The 17,674-nt window shown below is 69.1% G+C and carries 20 protein-coding genes and 1 tRNA gene; 9 read left to right on the plus strand and 12 right to left on the minus strand.

The annotated features are described in order from the left end of the window. Positions 1–99 precede the first annotated feature (99 nt). The 8 genes from MOJ79_RS05850 (at position 100) to MOJ79_RS05885 (ending at position 7,804) form a co-directional block, all read left to right on the plus strand. Positions 100–1,191 carry a class 1 fructose-bisphosphatase gene (locus MOJ79_RS05850; protein WP_119292012.1) on the plus strand — a complete coding sequence of 364 codons (1,092 nt, stop codon included), beginning with the start codon at positions 100–102 and terminating at the stop codon, positions 1,189–1,191. A gap of 23 nt (positions 1,192–1,214) precedes the next feature. Next, positions 1,215–2,087, plus strand: a complete 873-nt coding sequence (locus MOJ79_RS05855) for a phosphoribulokinase (RefSeq protein ID WP_119292010.1) — start codon at positions 1,215–1,217, stop codon at positions 2,085–2,087. Between the two features lie 162 nt (positions 2,088–2,249). Next, positions 2,250–4,268, plus strand: coding sequence for a transketolase (tkt, locus tag MOJ79_RS05860; protein ID WP_241923286.1), 2,019 nt, complete (start codon positions 2,250–2,252; stop codon positions 4,266–4,268). Further along, positions 4,265–5,011 (plus strand): phosphoglycolate phosphatase, encoded by a 747-nt coding sequence (gene gph, locus MOJ79_RS05865; protein WP_241923287.1) that lies wholly within the window; start codon positions 4,265–4,267, stop codon positions 5,009–5,011. Before tkt ends, gph begins: the two co-directional genes overlap by 4 nt. A gap of 34 nt (positions 5,012–5,045) precedes the next feature. Continuing rightward, entirely contained in the window at positions 5,046–6,083 is a 1,038-nt protein-coding gene (fba, locus tag MOJ79_RS05870) for a class II fructose-bisphosphate aldolase (protein WP_241923288.1), read from the plus strand. Between the two features lie 13 nt (positions 6,084–6,096). Continuing rightward, entirely contained in the window at positions 6,097–6,648 is a 552-nt protein-coding gene (locus tag MOJ79_RS05875) for a thioredoxin family protein (RefSeq protein WP_241923289.1), read from the plus strand. Next, positions 6,641–7,426, plus strand: coding sequence for an HAD-IA family hydrolase (locus MOJ79_RS05880; RefSeq protein ID WP_241923290.1), 786 nt, complete (start codon positions 6,641–6,643; stop codon positions 7,424–7,426). The genes MOJ79_RS05875 and MOJ79_RS05880 overlap by 8 nt, the downstream gene beginning before the upstream one ends. A 54-nt stretch (positions 7,427–7,480) precedes the next feature. Then, positions 7,481–7,804, plus strand: a complete 324-nt coding sequence (locus MOJ79_RS05885) for a hypothetical protein (protein WP_241923291.1) — start codon at positions 7,481–7,483, stop codon at positions 7,802–7,804. Between the two features lie 6 nt (positions 7,805–7,810). Here MOJ79_RS05885 and MOJ79_RS05890 read toward each other — a convergent pair whose 3' ends face one another. Continuing rightward, positions 7,811–8,779, minus strand: coding sequence for an MBL fold metallo-hydrolase (locus MOJ79_RS05890; RefSeq protein ID WP_241923292.1), 969 nt, complete (start codon positions 8,777–8,779; stop codon positions 7,811–7,813). A gap of 189 nt (positions 8,780–8,968) precedes the next feature. Between MOJ79_RS05890 and MOJ79_RS05895 the strand changes: the two genes are divergently transcribed. Next, positions 8,969–9,400 (plus strand): DsrE family protein, encoded by a 432-nt coding sequence (locus MOJ79_RS05895; protein WP_241923293.1) that lies wholly within the window; start codon positions 8,969–8,971, stop codon positions 9,398–9,400. A gap of 18 nt (positions 9,401–9,418) precedes the next feature. Here MOJ79_RS05895 and MOJ79_RS05900 read toward each other — a convergent pair whose 3' ends face one another. The 11 genes from MOJ79_RS05900 to MOJ79_RS05950 form a co-directional block, all read right to left on the minus strand. Beyond that, positions 9,419–9,892 (minus strand): thioredoxin family protein, encoded by a 474-nt coding sequence (locus tag MOJ79_RS05900; RefSeq protein WP_241923294.1) that lies wholly within the window; start codon positions 9,890–9,892, stop codon positions 9,419–9,421. Positions 9,893–9,941: 49 nt separating this feature from the next. Continuing rightward, positions 9,942–11,678 (minus strand): thiosulfohydrolase SoxB, encoded by a 1,737-nt coding sequence (gene soxB, locus MOJ79_RS05905; RefSeq protein WP_241923295.1) that lies wholly within the window; start codon positions 11,676–11,678, stop codon positions 9,942–9,944. Between the two features lie 112 nt (positions 11,679–11,790). Then, positions 11,791–12,438, minus strand: coding sequence for a sulfur oxidation c-type cytochrome SoxX (soxX, locus tag MOJ79_RS05910; protein ID WP_241923296.1), 648 nt, complete (start codon positions 12,436–12,438; stop codon positions 11,791–11,793). A 19-nt stretch (positions 12,439–12,457) separates the two neighbouring features. Beyond that, a complete protein-coding gene (gene soxA / locus MOJ79_RS05915; RefSeq protein ID WP_241923297.1) occupies positions 12,458–13,249 on the minus strand; it encodes a sulfur oxidation c-type cytochrome SoxA in 792 nt (263 codons plus the stop codon). A 167-nt stretch (positions 13,250–13,416) separates the two neighbouring features. Further along, a complete protein-coding gene (gene soxZ / locus MOJ79_RS05920; protein WP_241923298.1) occupies positions 13,417–13,728 on the minus strand; it encodes a thiosulfate oxidation carrier complex protein SoxZ in 312 nt (103 codons plus the stop codon). Between the two features lie 27 nt (positions 13,729–13,755). Further along, complete coding sequence (gene soxY, locus MOJ79_RS05925; protein ID WP_241923299.1) at positions 13,756–14,232, minus strand: thiosulfate oxidation carrier protein SoxY; 477 nt, start codon at positions 14,230–14,232, stop codon at positions 13,756–13,758. A gap of 25 nt (positions 14,233–14,257) precedes the next feature. Next, positions 14,258–14,605 (minus strand): c-type cytochrome, encoded by a 348-nt coding sequence (locus MOJ79_RS05930; RefSeq protein WP_241923300.1) that lies wholly within the window; start codon positions 14,603–14,605, stop codon positions 14,258–14,260. 68 nt (positions 14,606–14,673) lie between these two features. Continuing rightward, positions 14,674–15,732 (minus strand): c-type cytochrome, encoded by a 1,059-nt coding sequence (locus tag MOJ79_RS05935; protein ID WP_241923301.1) that lies wholly within the window; start codon positions 15,730–15,732, stop codon positions 14,674–14,676. After that, complete coding sequence (gene soxC / locus MOJ79_RS05940) at positions 15,716–17,065, minus strand: sulfite dehydrogenase (RefSeq protein ID WP_241923302.1); 1,350 nt, start codon at positions 17,063–17,065, stop codon at positions 15,716–15,718. Before soxC ends, MOJ79_RS05935 begins: the two co-directional genes overlap by 17 nt. A gap of 99 nt (positions 17,066–17,164) precedes the next feature. Further along, the gene (locus MOJ79_RS05945; RefSeq protein WP_241923303.1) at positions 17,165–17,509 is read right to left on the minus strand and encodes an ArsR/SmtB family transcription factor; all 345 of its coding nucleotides are present in this window, start codon (positions 17,507–17,509) and stop codon (positions 17,165–17,167) included. 70 nt (positions 17,510–17,579) lie between these two features. Continuing rightward, a tRNA-Pro gene (locus MOJ79_RS05950) sits at positions 17,580–17,656 on the minus strand. Between the last annotated feature and the right edge of the window lie 18 nt (positions 17,657–17,674).

Consider the following 17,674-nt stretch of genomic DNA (forward strand, 5'->3'; position numbering starts at 1 on the left):
TCACCGATCGCTGAGGCTGCGCCTAAACAGTTCTGAGTGGCGCTGCGGCGCCAGATCCGTACAGTCGGTGTCGACACCACATTCCGTATCGAGACCGCGATGGAAATCGGCCGCACGACCCTCAGCAAGTTCCTGATGCAGGAGGCCCGCCGGCTGGGCCTGGACACCGACCTGACCGCGCTGCTCAACGACGTGCAGACCGCGTGCAAGTACGTCGCGTCGGCGGTGGGCCGCGGCGTGCTCGCCGGCCACCACGGCGATGCCGGCAACATGAACATCCAGGGCGAGGAGCAGAAGAAGCTCGACGTGCTGAGCAACGAGCTGTTCATCTACCACCTCGAGTCGGGCGGGCATCTCGCCGGCATGGCCAGCGAGGAGATGGACGAGCCGCTGCCGATCAGCGAGGGCATCCCACGCGGGCCGTACCTGCTCGTGTTCGACCCGCTCGACGGCTCGAGCAACCTCGACATCAACATGTCGGTCGGCTCGATCTTCTCGGTGCTGCGCGCCCCCGACATCAGCCGCCCGCCGGTGGAGGCCGACTTCCTGCAGCCCGGCACCAAGCAGGTCGCCGCCGGCTACGCGCTGTACGGGCCGTCGACGATGATGGTGCTCACGCTCGGCGACGGCACGCACGGCTTCACGCTCGACCGCGAGATCGGCGCCTTCATCCTGACGCACCCGCACCTGAAGGTGCCGGCCGCGACGCAGGAGTTCGCGATCAACACCAGCAACGAGCGCTTCTGGGAGCCGCCGGTGGCGCGCTACGTCGAGGAGTGCATCCAGGGCAAGACCGGCCCGCGCGAGAAGGACTTCAACATGCGCTGGGTCGCCTCGATGGTCGCCGAGGTGCATCGCATCCTGATGCGCGGGGGTCTGTTCATGTACCCGAAGGACACCAAGGACCCGTCCAAGCCCGGCCGGCTGCGCCTGATGTACGAGGCCAACCCGATGGCGATGCTGATCGAGCAGGCCGGCGGGCGCTGCTCGACCGGACGCGAACGCATGCTCGACGTGCAGCCCACCGCGATCCACCAGCGCATCCCGGTGATCCTCGGCTCGCGCGACGAGGTCGACCGCCTCGACCGCTACCACCACGAGTACGACACCGGGCAGGACAAGCCATTCCGCTCGCCGCTGTTCAACACGCGCTCGCTGTTCTCGTCGTTCGCCCCCGGCGGCGCCAACTGAATTCCATCCTCGAGAGTCACGCCATGTCACGCCGCCATCCCGTCATCGCGATCACCGGCTCCTCGGGCGCCGGTACGACCACGGTCACGCAGACCTTCCAGCACATCTTCCGGCGCGAGAAGATCAACGCCGCCATCGTCGAGGGCGACTCGTTCCACCGCTACGACCGCGCCGAGATGCGCGCGAAGATGAAGGAGGCCGAGGCCGCCGGCAACCGCCACTTCAGCCACTTCGGCCCCGAGGCGAACCTGTTCGAGGAGCTTGAGCAGCTGTTCCGCCAGTACGGCGAGAACGGCACCGGACGCATCCGCAAGTACCTGCACAACGAGGAGGAAGCCGAGCCGTACAAGCAGTCGCCCGGCACCTTCACGCCGTGGGAAGACATCCCGCCCGACACCGACTTGCTGTTCTACGAGGGCCTGCACGGTGCCGTCGTGACCGACAAGGTCAACGTCGCGCGCCACGCCGACCTGCTGATCGGCGTCGTGCCGTCGATCAACCTCGAGTGGATCCAGAAGCTGATCCGCGACAAGACCAAGCGCGGCTACAGCCACGAGGCGGTCGTCGACACGATCCTGCGCCGCATGCCCGACTACGTGAACTACATCTGCCCGCAGTTCACGCAGACGCACGTCAACTTCCAGCGCGTGCCGCTGGTCGACACCAGCAACCCGTTCATCGCGCGCGACATCCCGACCGCCGACGAGAGCATGGTCGTGATCCGCTTCGCGAACCCGAAGGGCATCGACTTCCCGTATCTGCTGTCGATGCTGCACGACTCGATGATGACGCGGCCGAACACGATCGCGATCCCGGGCGGCAAGATGGGGCTGGCGATGCAGCTGATCTTCACGCCGATGATCCTGCGCATGATGGAAATGAAGAAGCGAGGCTAGGCCCACCGCCGAAGCGGCCTGCGGCCGCCTCCCCTCGCGGGGGCCACGCCGACGGAGCGGCGAAGCCGCATCGGTGGCGTGCGCCGGCAAGGGCTCCCGCTGCGCGGTTCGCCATCGATCCCACCCGCCGCGCCTGAAACGACACCCCGACACGACGACGCCATGACTCCCAGCCTCAAGACCCTCGCCGACGCGATCCGCATGCTCGCGGTCGACGCCGTGCAGCAGGCCAACTCGGGCCACCCCGGCGCGCCGATGGGCATGGCCGACATTGCCACCGTGCTGTGGCGACAGCACCTGAAGCACGACCCGGCCGACCCCGCCTGGCCCGACCGCGACCGCTTCGTGCTCAGCAACGGCCACGGATCGATGCTGCTGTACGCGCTGCTGCACCTGACCGGCTACGACCTGCCAATCGACGAACTCAAGCGCTTCCGCCAGCTGCACAGCAAGACGCCGGGCCACCCCGAGGTCGGTATCACGCCGGGCGTCGAGACCACCACTGGCCCGCTCGGCCAGGGCATCACCAACGCGGTGGGCATGGCGCTCGCCGAAGCGCTGCTCGCGAGCACGTTCAACCGCCCCGGCCACACCATCGTCGACCACCGCACCTGGGTCTTCCTCGGCGACGGCTGCCTGATGGAGGGCATCAGCCACGAGGCCTGCTCGCTGGCCGGCACGCTGGGCCTGGGCAAGCTGATCGCGGTGTGGGACGACAACGGCATCAGCATCGACGGCCACGTCGAGCCGTGGTTCAGCGACGACACGCCGAAGCGCTTCGAGGCCTACGGCTGGCGCGTGATCCGCGACGTCGACGGCCACGACCCGGCCGCCGTCGACGCGGCGCTGCGCACCGCGATGGACGACGTCGGCAAGCCCACGCTCGTGTGCTGCAAGACCGTCATCGGCCACGGCAGCCCGAACAAGGCCGGCACGCACGAGGTGCACGGCGCCGCGCTCGGCGCCGCCGAGGTGGCGGCCACGCGCGCCGCGCTCGGCTGGCCGTACCCGCCGTTCGAGATCCCGCCCGAGATCCGAGCCGCGTGGGACCAGCGCGAGGCCGGCGCCGCGCGGCACGCCGTGTGGACGCAGCGCTTCGCCGCCTACCGCGCCGCCCACCCCGAACTCGCCGCCGAGTTCGAGCGCCGCGTGATGCGGCGCGCGCTGCCTGCCGACTACCCGCGCCGCAGCGCCGAGGCGCTGGCCAAGGTCGTCGCCGAGGCCGCGACGATCGCCAGCCGCAAGGCGTCGCAGAACGCGATCACCGCGCTGCTGCCGCTGCTGCCCGAACTGCTCGGCGGCAGCGCCGACCTCACCGGCTCGAACCTCACCGACGGCAAGACGAGCGTGCCGGTGCGCCGCGGCCCCGAGGGCCTGGCGGGCAACCACGTCAACTACGGCGTGCGCGAGTTCGGCATGAGCGCGATGATGAACGGCATCGCGCTGCACGGCGGCTTCATCCCGTACGGCGGCACGTTCCTGACCTTCTCCGACTACGCGCGCAACGCGGTGCGCATGTCGGCGCTGATGCACCAGGGCGTCGTCTACGTCTACACGCACGACAGCATCGGGCTCGGCGAGGACGGTCCGACGCACCAGCCGATCGAGCACATTGCGAGCCTGCGGCTGATCCCGAACAACCGCGTCTGGCGCCCGTGCGACGCCGTCGAGACCTTCGTCGCGTGGCAGGCCGCCGTCGAGCGCCGCGATGGGCCGACGTGCCTGATCCTGTCGCGGCAGAACCTGCCGGCGCAGATGCGCAGCGACGCGCAGCTCGACGCGATCCGCCGCGGCGGCTACGTGCTCGCCGGCGACGATACGCCGGCGCAGGTCACGCTGCTGGCCACCGGCTCCGAAGTGGCGCTCGCAATGGCCGCGCGCGAACGGCTCGCGCAGGAGGGCATCGCCGCGCGCGTGGTCTCGATGCCGTGCTGCGAAGTCTTCGACGCGCAGGACGCCGCGTACCGCGCGCAGGTGCTGCCGCGCGACGTGCCGGTGCTCGCGATCGAGGCCGGCGTGACGAACTACTGGCGCGCCTACACCGGCTTCGACGGCGACGTGATCGGCATCGACCGCTTCGGCGAGTCGGCGCCGGGCCCGCAGGTCTACGAGGCGCTGGGCGTCACGACGGCGCGCGTCGTCGAGCGTGCGAAGGCGCTCGCCGCGAAGGGCGCGCGATGAGCCGCCGCCTCGACCTCGGCGGGCGTCTGCTGCAGCGGCAGGCGTACTGGCTCGGGCAGCCGCTGGGCGCGGTGCTGTTCGACCTCGACGGCACGCTGCTCGACACCGCTGCCGACATCGCGCTCGCGCTCAACCGCGCGGTGGCCGAGCACGGCTGGGGGCCCGTGGCCGAGGCCGACGTGCGGCGCATGATCGGCCGCGGCGCACCAATGCTGGTGCACCGCGCCGCGGCGGCACAGGGCCGCACGCTCGACGATGCGACGCACGCCGCCGTGCTCGAGCGCTTCTTCCACCACTACGGCGCGCTGCAGGACTTCGACGAGTGCGCCGCCGAGCCGTACGGCGGCGTCACCGAGGCGCTGCAGCAGCTGCACGACGCCGGGCTGCACATCGCCGTCGTCACGAACAAGCAGCAGCGCTTCGCGACCGGCCTGCTGCAGCGGCTGGGGCTGTCGGGCTGGGTCGACCTCGTCGTCGGCGGCGACAGCTGCGAGCGCCGCAAGCCCGACCCGCAGCCGCTGCTGTACGCGTGCGAGTCGCTGCACGTGCCGCCCACGCAGGCGCTGATGGTCGGCGACTCGATCAACGACGTGCAGGCGGCGCGCGCCGCCGGCATCCCGGTGGTGTGCGTGCCCTACGGCTACAACGAGGGCCGCGACCCGCGCTCGCTGCCGTGCGACGCCTTCGTCGACACGCTGGCCGACCTGCCCGCGCTGCTGCTGCGCGAGGCGCAGCCGGCCTGATCCGCTTCCACACCCCACCTTTCGAGGACGACCCATGGCCCTGATCTCGCTGCGACAGCTGCTCGACCACGCCGCCGAACACGGCTACGGCGTGCCGGCGTTCAACATCAACAACCTCGAACAGATCCACGCGATCATGCAGGCGGCGCAGGAGACGATGTCGCCGGTGATCCTGCAGGCCTCGGCCGGCGCGCGCAAGTACGCCGGCGAACCCTACCTGCGCCACATGGTGCTCGCTGCCGTCGAGGCGCACCCCGACATCCCCGTCGTGCTGCACCAGGACCACGGCGCGTCGCCGGCGGTGTGCATCCAGTCGATCCGCTCGGGCTTCACGAGCGTGATGATGGACGGCTCGCTGAAGGAAGACGCGAAGACGCCGGCGAGCTACGAGTACAACGTCGAGGTCACGCGCAAGGTCTGCGAGATCGCGCACGCGGTGGGCGTCTCGGTCGAGGGCGAGCTCGGCTGCCTCGGCTCGCTCGAGACCGGCGAGGCCGGCGAGGAGGACGGCGTCGGTGCCGAGGGCAAGCTCAGCCACGACATGCTGCTGACCGACCCGACGCAGGCGAAGGACTTCGTCGCCGCCACCGGCGTCGACGCGCTCGCGATCGCGATCGGCACCAGCCACGGCGCCTACAAGTTCACCCGCCCGCCCACCGGCGACATCCTCGCGATCGACCGCATCCAGGCGATCCACGCCGCGGTGCCCGACACGCACCTCGTGATGCACGGCTCGTCGAGCGTGCCGCAGGAGTGGCTCGAGATCATCCGCAAGTACGGCGGCGACATCAAGGAGACCTACGGCGTGCCGGTCGAGGAGATCGTGCGCGGCATCAAGTCCGGCGTGCGCAAGGTCAACATCGACACCGACATCCGCCTCGCGATGACCGGCGCGATGCGGCAGGTGTTCGCCGAGCAGCCGGGCGAGTTCGACCCGCGCAAGGCGCTCGCCGCCGCGACCAAGGCCGCGCGCGGCATCTGCAAGGCGCGCTTCGAGGCCTTCGGCTGCGCCGGCATGGCGGCGAAGATCAAGCCGGTCCCGCTCGACGACATGGTGCGCCGCTACCGCTGACGGGGAGTCGACGATGGCCGCCGAAGCACCGCACGCCGAGATCGGCTGGGCCGCGCCACCGTTCGCGCTGCGCGGCACCGACGGCGCGACGCACACGCTGGCCGAGCTCGCCGGGCCACGCGGCACCGTCGTCGCGTTCATCTGCAACCACTGCCCGTACGTCAAGGCGATCCTGCCGCGGCTCGTGCGCGACGCGCGCGAGCTGCGCGCCTTCGGCGTGCACGTGATCGGCATCAACGCGAACGACGCCGCCGCGTACCCCGAGGACAGCTTCGAGCGCATGGTCGAGATCGCACCGACGCTCGGCTTCCCCTACCTGCACGACGAGACGCAGCAGGTCGCGCGCGCCTACGGCGCCGTGTGCACACCCGACTTCTTCGGCTTCGACGCGCAGCTCAAGCTGCGCTACCGCGGCCGGCTCGATGCGTCGCGCAAGGAGGCCGCGCCTGAAGGCACGCCGCGCGAGCTGTTCGAGGCGATGAAGCTCGTCGCGCTGACCGGCCGCGCACCCGAGGAGCAGCACCCCTGCATCGGCTGCTCGATCAAGTGGCGCGACGATGGCTGACCCGGTGCCGCTGCAGGCGCTGATCTTCGACGTCGACGGCACGCTCGCCGACACCGAGCGCGACGGCCATCGCGTCGCGTTCAACGCCGCGTTCGCCGAGCACGGCCTGGACTGGCACTGGGACGAGGCGCTGTACGGCGAACTGCTGCAGGTCGCCGGGGGCGTCGAGCGGATGGCGCACTACGCGCAGCGCCATCGCGGCCTCGGGCTCGCCGACGACGACCTTGCCGCACTGCTCAAGCGCCTGCACGCGAGCAAGACGCGCCACTACGTGCAGCGCGTCGCCGCCGGCGCGGTGCGCCTGCGCCCCGGCGTCGAGCGGCTGATCCGCGAAGCGCGCCGCGAGGGCCTGCGCCTGGCGATCGCGACGACGACGACGCGCGACAACGTGATCGCGCTGCTGCAGGCCACGCTCGGCACCGACGCGCCCGGCTGGTTCGACGTGATGGGCACCGCACAGGAAGTGACGGTGAAGAAGCCCGACCCGGCGGTGTACCGCTGGGTGCTCGAGCGGCTGCGGCTGCCCGCCGACGCCGCGCTGGCATTCGAGGACTCGGGCCACGGCGTCACGGCGGCGACTTGCGCCGGCGTGCGCTGCGTCGTGACCCCCACCGCGTACAGCGCCGGCGACGACCTCGGCGCGGCCGCCGTGCGGCTCGCCGACCTCGACCACCACCCCGACGACCCCGCACGCACGGTCACGCTCGACGACCTGCGCCGCTGGCACGCCGCAGCGCCTTGCCCGCTTGCCCGAGTCGCACCCCCCGGCTCGGCTTGACAGCGCGCGCGCGCCGTCGCACGCTTGCGGCGTCGTCCCCGCCTGCCGAGCCCCATGCGCCTTTTGCTCCATCTCGCCACCGGCCTGCTCGCCGCCGGCGTCGGCTCGAGTGCCGCGGCCAACCCCTTCCCCGACGCCGACCTCGCCAACGGGCGCAAGATCCACTTCGAGAGCAAGTGCGCCGCGTGCCACGAGGAGAAGACGGGCCGCGACGCGGGCTTCATCTACCTGCGCGACGAACGCAAGGTCAAGTCGATCTTCGACCTCAGGCGCTACGTCAGCCTATGCAACAGCGAACTGCGGCTCGGCCTGTTCCCGGAGGACGAGCGCGACGTCGCCGCGTTCGTCAACCAGCAGTGGTACAAGTTCACGCAGTAGCCGCGCTCAGCGGCGCAGGCTCTCGCGCTCCATCTCGAGGTACACCGAGCGCGCGTTGAGCCGGTTGGCTGGCAGGAACGCCGGCAGTTTCTCCCAGCGCGACCAGTCGACGCGGTCGTAGGCCGTCTCGAAGTCGTCCATCGCCTCGGCCGCCTTGCCCATCGTCTCGCGCAGGTAGCGCAGGTAGTCGCGCGTGAGGGTCAGGTCTGCCATCACCCGGTCCGAGGCCTCGCCGTGACCCGGCACCGCGACGCGCGGATTCACCTCGGCGATGCGGTCCATCGCCTGCAGCCAGCGCTTCGTGTTCGCGCCGACGACGAACGGGATGCGCCCAGTGAAGTACAGGTCGCCGGCGAACAGCACGCCGTCGCCTTCGACATACATCATCACGTCCTGCGGCGAGTGCGCGCCGCTGACGTCGATCAGGCGGAACTTCATGCCGCCGAACTCGAAGTCGATCGAACCGCGCTCGCCGAACGCGAGCCAGCGGTCGGCCTCGACGGGCTGCGTCTTCTCGTCGACCCACGGGAACAGGTCCTGGCGGCGCTGCTCGAGCCGCGCCTTCGCGTCGTCACTGCCGACGACACCGCGCCCGGCGTCGTGCGCCCAGATCTCGGCGCCGATCGCCTTGAACGCCTGCGCCCCATAGTAGTGGTCGGCGTGGTAGTGGCTGACGATCACGCGGCGGACCGGCTGTGGCGTCACGCGGCGGATCGCTGCGATCATCGCCTCGGCGAGCGCCGGCGTGCCGAGCGTGTCGAAGACGACGACGCCACCCGGCGTCACGACGAAGCCGGCGTTCGAGTTGAAGCCGCGGTTCGCCGCCGTGGCCATCCCCGACTCGCCGAACACGGCCCAGCTGTGCGCACCGACCTGGCGCGGCTGCAGCACGAACTCTTGCGCGTGCGCCGGCGACGCCACGATCGCCCAGCACCACGCGACGAGCGCCCACCACGCCCACCCCAGCTTGCGCACGGCCGGGGCGACCCGCGGCACTGCACCCCTCTGCCGTCGAGAACACGCCATCGTCACCCCCGCAGAGAACAGTAAAAACACTGTGTGATCATCGACGCAAATGATGCACGATGCACCGACCCGATGCAGTGCCGGGTATCGACGCCCCGGTCACCTGCCCGCCACGACCCCGCCCTTGGAGATGTCGCCATGAAGACCCGTCACGCCCGCCTGCTGTTGCCCCTGCTGCTCGCTGCCGCCACCGCCACGTCGGCGTGGGCGCAGGATGCGATCAAGGTCGTCTACCACCTCAACGAAGGCGTCCAGCAGGCCAGCCGCGCGATCGGCAACATCCGCAACCACCTGAACGCCGACCCGAGCGCGAAGATCGTCGTCGTCACGCACGGGCCCGGCATCGACTTCCTGCTCGAAGGGGCCAAGAACATGCAGGAGCAGCCGTTCGCCGGCGCGATCGGCGAGCTCGCGAGCCGCGGCGTGCAGTTCCGCGTGTGCAACAACACGCTCGTCAGCCGCAACATCGATCCGGGCAAGGTCGTGATGGAGGCCAAGATCGTCCCGTCGGGCGTGGCCGAAGTCGCCAGGCTGCAAGCCAAAGAGGGATATGTCTACCTGCGCCCCTGAGCGCCGGCGTCGAACGCCTCAGCCGCGGCGCGTCGCGGCGAGCCGCGCCCGCGCCTGCTCGAGCGCGCTGTCGAGGTAGCCGCCGTAGAAGTCCTCGCTGTAGCCGCGCAGGCGCGGCGCCAGCTCGGTGCCGCCGGGACCGAGGAACAGCACCGTCGGGACCATCGTCACTTTCCACTGGCGCGCGAGCGCAGCTTCGCGCACGGCTTGCCCCGCCGCCGAACGCAGTTCGCCTTGCGAGCGCATGTCGATTTGAACCACCGGCACGCGCCCTTCGGCCAGCAGTGGCAGCAGGTAGTGGCGGCGAACGAGTTCGCAGTAGGCGCAACCGGCGAGCGTGACCATCACGACCAGCGGCTCGCCGCGCGCCGCCGCGGCCGCGGTCTCGCGAGCGAGGTCCTTCGCCGCGGGCAGCGAATCGCCATGCGAACGGCCTTGCGGCTGCGCCTGCACGGCCCGCATCCCTGCGGTGGCGGCGACCAGCGCCACCATCAGCCGCCTTCGGTCCAGCCTGACCCTCACAGCTCCGCCCGTGGCCGCGTCACAGCGCGATGCCGGGGTTGCCGTCCATCCCGATGATGCGCGGCGTGTTCAGCTTGCGCGGCGTGACGACCTTCTTGTCGCGCAGCCACGCGGCAACGTCGTCCCACACCATGCGTCCACCCGAAGCGGCCTTGGCCTCCTCGGAGACGGGGGCCCAACCGGCCACCTTGTACGTCTTGCCCGCCTCGATCGGCTGGCCCTTCAGGCGCATGTCGGTGATGCGCTGGCCTGCGGGCTTCATCGGGTCGATCGCGTACGTCATGCCGCCGACGCGCACCATGTCGCCGCCCTGCTGGTAGTACGGGTCGGGGTTGAACAGGTTGTCGGCGACGTCTTCCATCACCGTCTTGATCATCTCGCCGCTCATCTCGGTGAGCGTCGAGTACGAGTACGTGGTGGCGGTCTGGTCGAGCACGTGCTCCATCAGGATGTCGCTGTTCGGCAGCAGCGACGTGCCCCAGCGGAACCCGGGCGAGAACGCGAGGTCGGCGCCGCGCACCTCCATCAGCGCGTCGACGATCAGCTGGTCGAAGGTGCCGTTGAAGTTGCCGCGGCGGTACAGCAGGCCCTCGGTGCGCGCGAGCTTCTCGCCGAGCTTGGCCTCGTACGGTGCACGGATCTTCTGGACCAGCGCGGCCATCTCGGCGTCGGCCGGCAGCAGGTTCGCGAACACCGGCAGCAGCTTGTACTGGTAGCCCTGCACTTTGCCGCCGCGCACGTCAAAGTCGAGCACGCCGAGGAACTTGGTGTTCGAGCCCGCGTTGGTGACGAGCGTCTTGCCGCCGGCGTTGCTGACGATCACCGGCACCGGCATGCCGTCGTGCGTGTGGCCGCCGAGGATCGCGTCGATGCCGCGCACGCGCGACGCCATCTTGATGTCGACGTCCATGCCGTTGTGGCTGAGCACGACGACGACCTGCGCGCCCTTGCCGCGCACCTCGTCGACCATCTGCTGCATGTGCTCGTCCTGGATGCCGAAGGTCCAGTCGGGCACCATGTAGCGCGGGTTCGCGATCGGCGTGTACGGGAACGCCTGGCCGATCACGGCGACCTTGACGCCGTTCATCTCGCGCAGCGTGTACGGCGCGAACACCTGGTCGCCGAAGTCGGTCGTCTTGATGTTCTGCGCGACGAAGTCGACCTTGCCCTTGAAGTCCTTCTCGACGATCTCCTTGACGCGGTCGGCGCCGAGCGTCATCTCCCAGTGCGGCGTCATCACGTCGACACCCAGCGCCAGGCATGCGTCGACCATGTCCTGGCCGTTGGTCCACAGCGCCGTGCCCGACCCTTGCCACGTGTCGCCGCCGTCGCACAGGATCGCACCGGGGCGCGACGCGCGCAGGCGCTTGACGAGCGTGGCCATGTGCGCGAAGCCGCCGACCTTGCCGTAGGTCCGCGCGGCCTTCTCGAAGTCGAGGTACGTGAAGGCGTGCGCCTCGATCGTGCCGGGCTTGATGCCCACCGCCTTCAGCAGCCTGTCGCCGACCAGGTGCGGCAGGCGGCCGTTGGCCTCGCCGATGCCCAGGTTGACGTTCGGTTCGCGGAAGTACACCGGCAGCAGCTGCGCGTGGCAGTCGGTGAAGTGCAGGAAGTGCACGTTGCCGTAGCGCGGCACGTCGTACATCCTGCTCGTGGCGCGCGGACTGGCGGCCAGCGCGTCGGGCGCATCGAGCGCCATGCCGGCGGCCGACGCGACGGCCAGGACGTTGAGGAACTCGCGGCGCGACAGGGACATGTCGGTTTCCTTCACTATTCAATCAAGGATGGATATTCTCGCGCAAAAAGGGGCCGCGTCCCGCGGCCCCTGCTGACGGCGCGATCGCCACACGGCGTCGCCGCCCGCGGCGTCACTGGTTCACAGGCGACTTCGGATCGAGCAGCAGCGCCATCACGTGCTTGATCTGCTGCTCGTTGAGGATGCCCATGTGACCCGCGCGCGGCATGTTCGAGCACGCGTTGTAGGCCTTCGCGTTCCAGATCTTGCCCCAGGTGTACTTGACGATCTCCTGGCTGGCGGGCGAATTCGGGTCGGTCACGCCACGCAGCTTGCCGTAGTTCCACAGGCTCGGGCCGATCGTGCCGTGCGAGATCTCCTTCTTGTCGATCTGGTGGCAGTTGTAGCAGTTGCCACCGTTGACGGTCTTGGCGTCGTCGGTCCAGGTCAGGCCACGGCCGCTCTGCGCGATCGCTTCGCCCTGCTTCCAGTCGCCGAGGAACTTGCCGTCGCTGGGCCACTTGATCGACGCGAGGTTGATCTCCTCGACCTTCTTGCGCGCGGCCTCGAACTCCTTGCCGCCCCAGGCCGCAGGGTCCGAGCAGAGCTTCTGCGCCTCGTCCTGGTTCAGGCGGTCCATCGTCGCGATGCCACGCGGCTGGAAGTCCGTCTGCTTCAGCCGGGCGAACTTCTCGTCGAGCGCCTTCGGGTCGGGGCCGCCCGAAGCACAGCCGGCCAGCACGACGGCCACGGCCGCGGCGGTAAGGGTGATGCGGGTCATGCGGTCTCTCCCTCGTCTGTCAGCGCTTGATGCCCGGGGTCGCCATCGTCGCCCCGTTCGAGTTGGCGGCCATGAAGTACGACAGCGCGATCGTCAGCTCCGACGTGTAGACGGGCTGCGGGAAGCGCTGCTGCCGATAGCAGTCCTCGAGGCGGTGCTGCATCGACCACATCTGGCCGTTGCTGACGCGGTAGGCGGGCCACGTCGTCCAACCCTTCGCGGCGCCTTCTGGCGTCGTGATGTTGGGCAGGTCCTGCAGCCGGATGCGCTTGCCATCCTCACCGTGGCACGACGCGCACGAGAAGTCGTGCGGCCCAGCCTGGTAATAGAACGCCTTGCGCCCGAGCGCGTAGGCTTCCTTCTCCTTCGGGTGCTTCGGCACGACATTGACCTTCATGCCCTTCGACTGTCCCGACAGCCAGGTGACGATGGCCACCACTTCGGCGCGCTTGCCTCGGCCGAATGACCCCTTGATGATCTCTTGCGGGTCGATGCCCTGCAGCTGTTGCATGCAGGTCAGGATGCGCGACTCGGCATCCTGCACCCTGTCGGTGTCGGCGAAGTAGCGGGGCAGCTGGGCGTAGGCGCCCTTCGTGACGCCCGGGCCGAGGCCGAGGTCGCACTTCTCGAGCGAGGCGTTCTTCGGCCCCGCCTTCTTCTTCCACAGTTCCTCGCCTTCTGCCTCGTACAGCTCGGCAGGGTTCCCGTCGGCGATCATCTGCCGATAGCGCTCGATCTCGTCGACGGCCGAGCCCTGGGCCCAGGCGGCGCCGGCGACCCCGAGTGCGACGGCCGCAAGCAGCTTCTTCATGCCTCGCTCCGGATAAATGGATAAGCGCTCAATTGAACACTCACATTCGGACGGCGCCAATCCGGGGCGGCCCGCATAGGGCAACAACCCATTCAGGCACCGAAACGAGAAAGCCTCGGACGGGGCCGAGGCTCTCGACAGCGGCCCGCCTCGCGGCGGGTACGCGCTCACGACACCGTGGCTTCGTCGGTGCGCGAATCGCCCTTGTTGTCGTTCCAGGTAACGGTGACCTTGTCACCCTTCTTGCCACCCTTGAACTTGAAGTTCAGGAACGGATCCTTCGAGATCGCCGGCCCCCACTGGGCCGTCATCACGACCTTGTCGCCGTGCTTGGCGGTCACGTTCGAGATGAAGTGCGCCGGGATCACGTTGCCGGACGCGTCCTTGCGCTGACCGGTCTCCATGATGTGGCTCATCAGCACCTTGACGTCGACCACGCCACCGCTCTCGGTGGCACGAATGCGCATCGGGCTACCCATGTCAATCTCCTTGAATCGTGATGCGGATCAGCCGCCGCAGCCGCCGAGCGTGACCTTGATCTCTTTCTTGGCCACGTAGAACTTGCCGTCGGACTTCACGAGGGCGTAGACGTCCGAGCTCTGGCCCATCTTGACGCGGGTCGTGACGAACGGCTCGCACTCGGGGGTCAGGTTGAACGCCGCGGCCAGCGCGTTGGGGTTCTTCTCGACGAGCAGCGCGATCATCTGCACGTTGGGCAGCGTCGACGTCGCGCCGACCGGCACCACGGCGCCGTTCTCGGCGATGTCCGGGCCGGTGACGGTGATCTTGTCCGACGCCGTCGGCGCATCGCCGCCGAGCGCCTTCGCGGTCGAGTTGACGTCCTTGGTCTCGAAGGCCGCCTTGTTCCACTCGGCCTGCTGTGCACGCGCCTCTTCCGGCGTCAGCACGCCGGCCGCGACGAACATGCCGAGCACGCCAAGACCACCGGTGGCCTGGAGCGCCTTGCGTCGATTCATGCTCATGTCGATCTCCTTCAATTTCCGTTCGTCACTTGGACGGCGCGCCAGCCAGCACCCACTGCGCGAGCAGCAGAGCGTCGCTCTCGGCCAGTCCGGCAGTGGCCGGCATCGGCACCGGCCCCCACACGCCACTGCCACCCTTCAGGATCTTCTGCGCCAACTTGGCGGGGGCTTCCTTGTCGGCTTTGTATTTCTCCGCCACGTCCTTGTAGGCGGGCCCGACCAGCTTGCGGTCGACGGCGTGGCAGCTCATGCAGGCCTTCGCCTTGGCCAGCTCGGTCGCCTTGGCGGCGTCCACGGCATGTGCGGTCGGCAGGGCCATCAGAGCCACCAGGCCCACGAAGGCCGGCGCGCACAGTCGCAGGGTTGGGAACATTGGATCTCCTGGGCAAGTATGAAGGGGGCCGAATCGTACGGCAAGTGGTATCCGACGGCGGGGCAATGTCACTTCGCGCCGCCGGCGATCCACTTCGCCAGTGCGCTCACTTCGTCGTCCTTCAGCTGCGCCTGCGGGGGCATCGGCACCGCACCCCACACACCGCTGCCACCGGCACGCACCTTGCCGGCGAGGTAGGCCTCGGCGTCGGCGCGCCCGCGGTACTTGGCCGCGATCTCGCTGAAGCCCGGTCCGACGATCTTGTTGTTGACGCCATGGCACGCCGTGCAGCCCTGCGCCTTGGCGAGCTCGAGCGCCGAGGCCGTGGCGGCCGCCGGCGCGGCGGCGACGAGGGTCGGTGCCGGCGCTGCCGACGATGGCCGCGTGCCGGGTGGCTTCGTCACGTCGACGCCGCGCACCGGGCCGACCGGGCGGTTCTGCTCGATCAGGTTGCCGTGCGCGTCGCGCGCGAAGTCGGGCAAGTACGAAGCCACCTTCGCAGCATCGACCTCGCAGTTCTTCATGCACGCCGTGTTGCGCACGTCGGGCTTGCCATTGGGCAGCCACATGCCGTGGTTCGTCGTCATGCCGTTGCGGTTGGGCATGCGGTTCTGCACGTCGCGGATGTTCTGGTCCGACAGCACGAAGTTGTCGGGCACGATGTCGCCGAGGTGCAGGATGTACGCCACCACCGCGTAGACCTCTTCGGTGGTCAGGCTCTTCGGCGCGTTCCACGGCATCGCGCGGTTGATGTAGTCCCACAGCGTCGACAGCGTGGCGACCTTCATCAGCGTTGTGCGGCCTTCGCCGTGGACGAGGCCTTTCACCCGCCCGGTCTTGATGTCCTCGGCAGTGGTCCCGCCGACGATCGGCGTGAACACCTCGTTGGACTCGCCGAACACGCCGTGGCACGAGGCGCACTTGCCTTCCCATACCTCCATGCCCTTGGCGACCGACCCCGAGCCCGGCGGCAGCCCCTTGAAGTCGGGGCGCACGTCGATGTCCCACGCCTTCACCTCGTCGGGCGTCGCGACGCGCCCGATCCCGGGCGGCAGCTTCTGCGCCCACAGCGTGCCGCACGCGGCGGCGAGCGCCCCGATCAGGACGGCCTTACGAAACCTGGACATTGCTCACCTCGCCCGACTCGGACACCAGCCACGACTGGATCGCGTTGTTGTGGTAGATCGACCGCGTGCCGCGCACCGCGCGCAGCTGCTTGTAGGTCGGCTGCACGTAGTTCGTCTCGTCGATCGCGCGCGACTGCAGGATCGCCGGCTTGCCGTCCCACACCCAGTCGATGTTGAAGCGCGTCAGCGCCTTGCTGTGCACCGGCCCCTCGAGCCGCGCGGTGCGCCAGTTGCGCCCGCCGTCGACCGAGACGTCGACGCGCTTGATCTTGCCGCGGCCCGACCACGCGAGGCCGGTGATGTTGTGGAAGCCCTTGTCGAGCAGGATCTGCCCGCCCGAGGGCGTCGTGATCACCGACTTGCACTCCTGGATGCCGCTGTACTGGCGGTGCAGGCCGTCGGGCATCAGGTCGATGTAGTGGACCGCCTCGTCCTTGGTCGCGTACTTCTCGTCGCCGACCTCGATGCGGCGCAGGTACTTGACCCAGCTCACGCCCTGCACGCCCGGCACGACCAGCCGCAGCGGATAGCCGTTCTCGGGGCGCAGCATCTCGCCGTTCTGGCCGTAGGCCACGAGCACCTCGCCCGACTCGACGAGTTCCATCGGGATCGTGCGCGTCATCGACGAGCCGTCGGCGCCCTCGGCGAGCACGTAGCGGCCCTTCTTGTAGTCGGCACCGGCCATGTCGAGCAGGTCGCGCAGCGGCACGCCGGTGAACTCGCTGCAGCTGAGCATGCCGTGCGTGTACTGCACCGTCGGCACCGCGACGTTGCCCCACTCCATCGCCGTGTTCGCGCCGCACTCGATGAAGTGGATGCGGCTGACCGGGGTCAGGCGCATGATCTCGTCGACCGTGAACACGAGCGGCGTCTTCACGAGCCCGTTGATCATCAGCCGGTGCTTGGTCGGGTCGATGTCCCACCAGCCCTGGTGGTGACGCTCGAAGTGCAGCCCGCTGGGCGTGATGATGCCGAACAGGCCCTGCAGCGGGCAGAACGACACGCTGGCCTGGCTCACGCGCGTCAGCCCCGGGCTCTCGCGGCGCTGCAGGCCCGCCTCGTACTTCGACGGCACGCCGTAGCCGCGCGCGGCCACCGGCTGACCCAGCCCGGTCGTGTGCTCGGGCAGCTTGAGGATCGCGTCCTCGCCCTTGGGTTGCGCCAGCGCGCCGCCAGCGGCCATCGACGCCGCGGCAGCGGCAAAGCTCTTGCGCAGGAAGCCGCGGCGCTCGCTGTCGAGGCCGTGCTTGTCGACGGCCAGCTTGAGCTCGCGGCTGACGAAGTTCTCCGGCGCCTTGCGCAAGCGCCCGGGGAACGAAGGAATGCCCGTCATGGTTGCCCTTCCGCTCTTTCCGTATATGCGTATTGACGCATACAGTTTGCCAGAAAACACCCGGGACAAACCCGGGTGTCGGACGTCAGCGCCCCGCGCTCACGTCGCCTTCTGCATGAAACGCCGCACGCTGGCGCGCTTGACCGGCGGCTCCGGCGCGCTGGCCATGTTCACCGACACGGTGCGGCACAGCTGCACCGCCTCGTCGTCGCACACCGTGTAGTACACCATATTGCCGTCCTTGCGCCGCGACAGCACGCCGGCGCGGTGCATCAGGTTCAGGTGGCGCGAGACGTTGGCCTGCGTCGCACCGAGCGCGTCGACGATCTCGCCGACGCTGAGCTCCGTATTGCACAGCACGTGCAGGATCTTCAGCCGCATCGGCTCGGACAGCAGCGAGAAGTAGCCCGAGACCTTCTCGAACAGCCCCTCCAGCTCGTTCAACTCGGCAGCAGCGTCGTTCATCGCATCGTGCCCCTCGGCGCCCTGCGGCCCGTCCCTCGTCGCTCGCTCATGGTCGGGGTGAGATGATTCGAACATCCGACCCACTGCTCCCAAAGCAGTTGCGCTACCAGGCTGCGCTACACCCCGATATCAAAACATTGTAGC

It is taken from the genome of Calidifontimicrobium sp. SYSU G02091 (genome assembly GCF_022631395.1).
Taxonomy (GTDB): Bacteria; Pseudomonadota; Gammaproteobacteria; order Burkholderiales; family Burkholderiaceae_C; genus Calidifontimicrobium; species Calidifontimicrobium sediminis.